This window comes from Cryobacterium sp. MLB-32, assembly GCF_000738085.1.
In the GTDB taxonomy this organism is placed as follows: domain Bacteria; phylum Actinomycetota; class Actinomycetes; order Actinomycetales; family Microbacteriaceae; genus Cryobacterium.
Genome location: NZ_JPRS01000218.1, coordinates 1 through 4,135 on the forward strand (window position 1 = coordinate 1; position 4,135 = coordinate 4,135).

At 63.4% G+C, this 4,135-nt stretch carries 6 protein-coding genes; 4 read left to right on the forward strand and 2 right to left on the reverse strand.

The features are described 5' to 3' along the window. The 3 genes from JF66_RS16405 to JF66_RS16415 all read left to right on the forward strand — a co-directional run. Positions 1-906 (forward strand): carbon starvation CstA 5TM domain-containing protein (locus JF66_RS16405; RefSeq protein WP_035879708.1); only part of this gene is annotated, 906 nt, incomplete at its 5' end. Between the two features lie 48 nt (positions 907-954). Next, positions 955-1,248 (forward strand): cory-CC-star protein, encoded by a 294-nt coding sequence (locus JF66_RS16410; protein WP_051973655.1) that lies wholly within the window; start codon positions 955-957, stop codon positions 1,246-1,248. Beyond that, positions 1,239-2,204 (forward strand): ArsA family ATPase, encoded by a 966-nt coding sequence (locus JF66_RS16415; RefSeq protein ID WP_035879709.1) that lies wholly within the window; start codon positions 1,239-1,241, stop codon positions 2,202-2,204. Before JF66_RS16410 ends, JF66_RS16415 begins: the two co-directional genes overlap by 10 nt. 200 nt (positions 2,205-2,404) lie before the next feature. Here JF66_RS16415 and JF66_RS16420 read toward each other — a convergent pair whose 3' ends face one another. Both JF66_RS16420 and JF66_RS16425 read right to left on the reverse strand, forming a co-directional pair. Continuing rightward, positions 2,405-2,896 carry an SRPBCC family protein gene (locus JF66_RS16420; RefSeq protein WP_035879710.1) on the reverse strand — a complete coding sequence of 164 codons (492 nt, stop codon included), beginning with the start codon at positions 2,894-2,896 and terminating at the stop codon, positions 2,405-2,407. A 22-nt stretch (positions 2,897-2,918) separates the two neighbouring features. Then, complete coding sequence (locus JF66_RS16425; protein WP_035879712.1) at positions 2,919-3,656, reverse strand: hypothetical protein; 738 nt, start codon at positions 3,654-3,656, stop codon at positions 2,919-2,921. 119 nt (positions 3,657-3,775) lie between these two features. On the opposite strand from JF66_RS16425, the gene JF66_RS16430 reads away from it, so the two are divergent. Beyond that, complete coding sequence (locus tag JF66_RS16430) at positions 3,776-4,021, forward strand: SHOCT domain-containing protein (protein ID WP_035879714.1); 246 nt, start codon at positions 3,776-3,778, stop codon at positions 4,019-4,021. Positions 4,022-4,135: the final 114 nt, after the last annotated feature.

Consider the following 4,135-nt stretch of genomic DNA (forward strand, 5'->3'; position numbering starts at 1 on the left):
CCGATGATCAACATGGACGTTCCCGCTGGGACGCCCAGCATGATTCCGCTGCTGTTCGTGACCATTGCGTGTGGCGCGATCTCGGGGTTCCACGGCATGGTGTCTTCCGGCACCACCTCGAAGCAGCTCGATAAGGAAACGGATGCTCGTTTCGTCGGGTACTTCGGTGCGGTTGGTGAGGGACTGCTTTCCCTCGGAACGATCTTGGCCGTCATCGGTGGATTCAAGTCGGTCGCCGAGTGGAACGAGATCTACAGCTCGTTCGGCGCAGCCGGGGTCAACGCTTTCGTGCAGGGCGGTTCGACGCTCATGCAGAACGGCATCGGCCTCCCCGCATCGCTGAGCGCCACGCTCCTGGCGACCATGGCAGTGCTGTTCGCCGCGACCACGATGGACACCGGAATGCGGCTGCTGCGCTTTGTCGTGCAGGAGATCGGCCAGACCTTCAAGGTCAAGATCGGCAAGATCTCGGCGACCCTCGTCGTCGTCGTGCTCGGACTCGGCCTGACGTTCTCGCAGGGACTCGGGGGCGAGGGCGGCTTGCGCATCTGGCCGTTGTTCGGAACCACCAACCAGCTGTTGGCATCGCTGAGTCTGTCGATCATCGCGGTCATGCTGATCCGCAAGGGGCGCAACCCCATCACGGCGCTGGTCCCGCTCGTGATCATCTTCGTCATGGCGTTGTGGGCCGCGCTCATCCAGCTGGGAAGTTTCGCGAATCCCGCCGACCCGGATTGGATGCTCTTCTCGCTCGACGTGATCATCATCGTGGCCAGCGTGTGGGTCGCGATTGAGGCAATCACGGCGATGCGCAAGGCCAGCCACATGGTTCCCGAAGACGAAGATGCCGACGAAAAAATCGACCCTCACGCGGAACTGACCGGCGCCACGGCGACGTCTCGCTAAGGCGACGTCTCGCTAAGGCGACGTCTCACGACAGCGACATCTGACTGCATGGAACTATCGTCACGTGATCAGCGCCGGGAGATCTTCTCCCGGCGCTGGTCGGCGTTCTGGGAGGGCCTGAACGAGTTCTACGTGGGCCCGTACCGTCACATGTTCAAACGGGAGCAGCAGGGCGAAGACGACCTGTTCATGATCGCTGTGCTGGGTGAAGCGCTCGGCGTACCCGACCCGGCCGCGTACTACACCGCAGAACTCATGCCCGCCCTCTGGGAGGACTTCCACGCCTGGCATCGCCGCATCGGAATCCCCCGCTCACCATTGGACAGTATCGGATGCTGCTGACACTCGCCGCCGAGCGAAAGGTACTCTTCGTCGGGGGCAAAGGCGGAGTGGGAAAGACCTCCGTCGCTTCGGCATTGGCCCTTGCCCGGGCCCGGAACGGTGGTCGGGTGCTGCTCGTCTCCACGGATCCGGCCCACAACCTCGGACATATCTGGGACGCGCACGTGTCGGATGCTGCCACACGCGTGTTCACCGCCGGTGGACACGTGGATGCGGTGGAGATCGATCCGCAGGCCACCATCGAGCGGCATTTCGCGGCGGTCACCGCCACCATGATGAAGCTCCTGCCCGAACGGCTGCACCGCTCGGCGAAGGCGCATCTCGAGCTCGCCAAGACCGCGCCGGGCAGCCATGAGTCGGCCGTGCTCGAACGGATTGCCGAGCTCATCGACCAGGGGATGGACCGCTATGACCTTGTACTGTTCGACACCGCACCATCGGGCCACACGCTGCACCTGCTGAGCCTGCCGGAGAAGTTGACGGGGTGGACGGAATCGCTGCTGGCCAGCCGTTCCCGATCGGACCGATTCGCCGCGGCGGCGCGCGGACTTATCGGCGGTGAAGACCCGCAAGCAGACGCCGACTCGGAGCTACGACGCACGTTGATCGCCCGGCGAGACCGATTCGCCCGGATGAACAAGACGATCACCGACGATACCCTTACGGGCTTCGTGGTCGTGACTCTCGCCGAAAAGATGCCCGTCGCCGAATCCCTCGATATCGTCAGGCAACTGCACGGTTTAGGCATCGACGTTGCATCTCTGGTGGTCAACCGCCGCTCCCCCGCTGATGCCGGAGCCTTCCTCGCTGAACGCCGGAAACACGAAGACACCTGTCTCCACGAGCTCCGTGATCGCCTTCGGACTGTGCCGATGACCGAACTGCCGCTCCTGGTTCGAGACATGGCCGGAGAAGACGCGCTCGAGGAACTCGCGGCCCTGCTGACCGCAGCCTGAGGTGCCCTGCTGGTGGACGCTTCACATGCGCCCCTTGACCACTCAGGGCTGTTGACACGGAGGCTCAACGACAATCAGGTTGCCTCCGACCTCCCCTCTGCGAGTTCATTCGCTCCAGTGGGAGGTGAGGTGGCTCCTCGACATGCGGGAAAGACCGTTGCGGAGACGTCCCCCTCCAAGTGGCCCGGTCATGACGGGGTTTATGCCCGTGCGTCCGTGGAGGCCTCGGCGATCCGTTTGATCGCGGCGAGGGTTTTCGGGATGCCATTGAGGGCTTGCTGGGTGCGATCGGCGATTTGAGCGTCGGCGTCTTCGCCGAACTTGTCCTCGAACATGGCGATCCCGTCCGGCAAGAATTCCCAAGACTCGGTGAGTATCGTTCCGGTCTCCGCGGCGGTGAAGCTGAAGCCCCAGCGGACGAAGCTGCCGCCCACCACCCAGGCGAACTCGCGACCGCGCTCTGCCGTCACTACCTCAGACCGGGTCTCCCAGGTCCGATCCGGGAGCTCGTTGTGCCCGGTGAACCAGGCACCGACCCGACCGGCCTCGGCCTCGTCGTCCCACCAGCAGGACGTACAGACCGGGCTCCACTCGCCGGTGCGCGTGATGTCCGAGAGCAGGTCGTAGAGAAACACGGCCGACGCCTCGACGATGACGGACTCCTGATGGCTGCGGATGCGTGTCTCACTCATGCTTTCACCCTAACGGAGGGGGTCACTTCTTCTGCCGCCGACTGCCGCCGTGCCAGTCTTCTTTCGTTCCGACCGTACCCGCGTCGACTCCGAACGCAGCCAGCTGTGGCTGCTCGCGCAGGCTGCGTTTGAGTTCGGCAAAACCTGGGAAACGTGCCAACGCAACGACGTGATCCCATAATTCGGCTGCTGAGTCCTCGTCTGGCAACCGGCTGATCACCGGTCCGAAGAAGGCCACACCGGTGGGTGGCTCGAAGTGGATGATGGGTGTGCCAACGTCTTTTCCGGTGAGGGAGAGCGCTTCGTCCGTCTCCTGCTGGATCTCCATGTCCCATGATTCGTCGTCGAGAGCGTCCGCCAGCTCGAGCGGCAGGCCCGCCTCGGCGAGGATCGGCTCCGCGAACTCACGCGTCCCACGGAGCTCACGCACCTCGACCTCGCTCCGCTGGTTGTCCGAACGGGGGGCGGTGTCGAAGATGTGAGTCCCGAAGGCGGCGTACAGCGGCGCCATCGCTGCGCGGCCGTGTTCTGCACGCGCTCGGGCGGCTACCCGCAGGAGCCGGAGCCCGGCTGTGTGGCCGGCTTCGTACTCGGGAGGGAAATGCGCGTCGTAGTCGACGTGGGCATTGATCAGGCGCAACGAGATGAATCGCCAGTCCACGGTGTAGTCGCGCTGTGCCTGCACCTGCCGCACCCACTTGCTGGTCATCCAGGCGAACGGGCAGACCGGGTCGAAGTAAAAGTTGATGTCGGCGTCCATACATCCACCCTAGGTCAGTGCCGTGAACGCGACCGAGATCGACCTCGTGAGGTGGGCTTGACCCCGGAGGTTGCGCACGGGTTCAGGGATAAGACCGCCGCCGGTCACCGCCCACCGGAATGCGTTTTGGTTTGAGTGGTCTGCATGTACTGGTCATCCTCGGGGTGTTCGCCATGATTGCTCTCGTCGTCATCGCTATCGTCGTTGTGGCGATTCGGCTCTCACGAAAGAGCGATAAGCATCCAGCGCCTTCATCACCTGATCCTGTCGAACAGATTCAACGACTTGCCCAGCTGCGTGACGATGGCCTACTTTCGCAAGCAGAATTTGAGACGAAACGGACGGAACTTCTGAGCCGAATCTGACCCACGACGGCTCCCGCACGGCCACGCAGCTCTGCAAGCCGAGCCTCTAACCATGGCCCACGCGGACGTGTGAAAGCATGTCCCCATGCCGACCTTTACCTTTTCTGAGTCCAA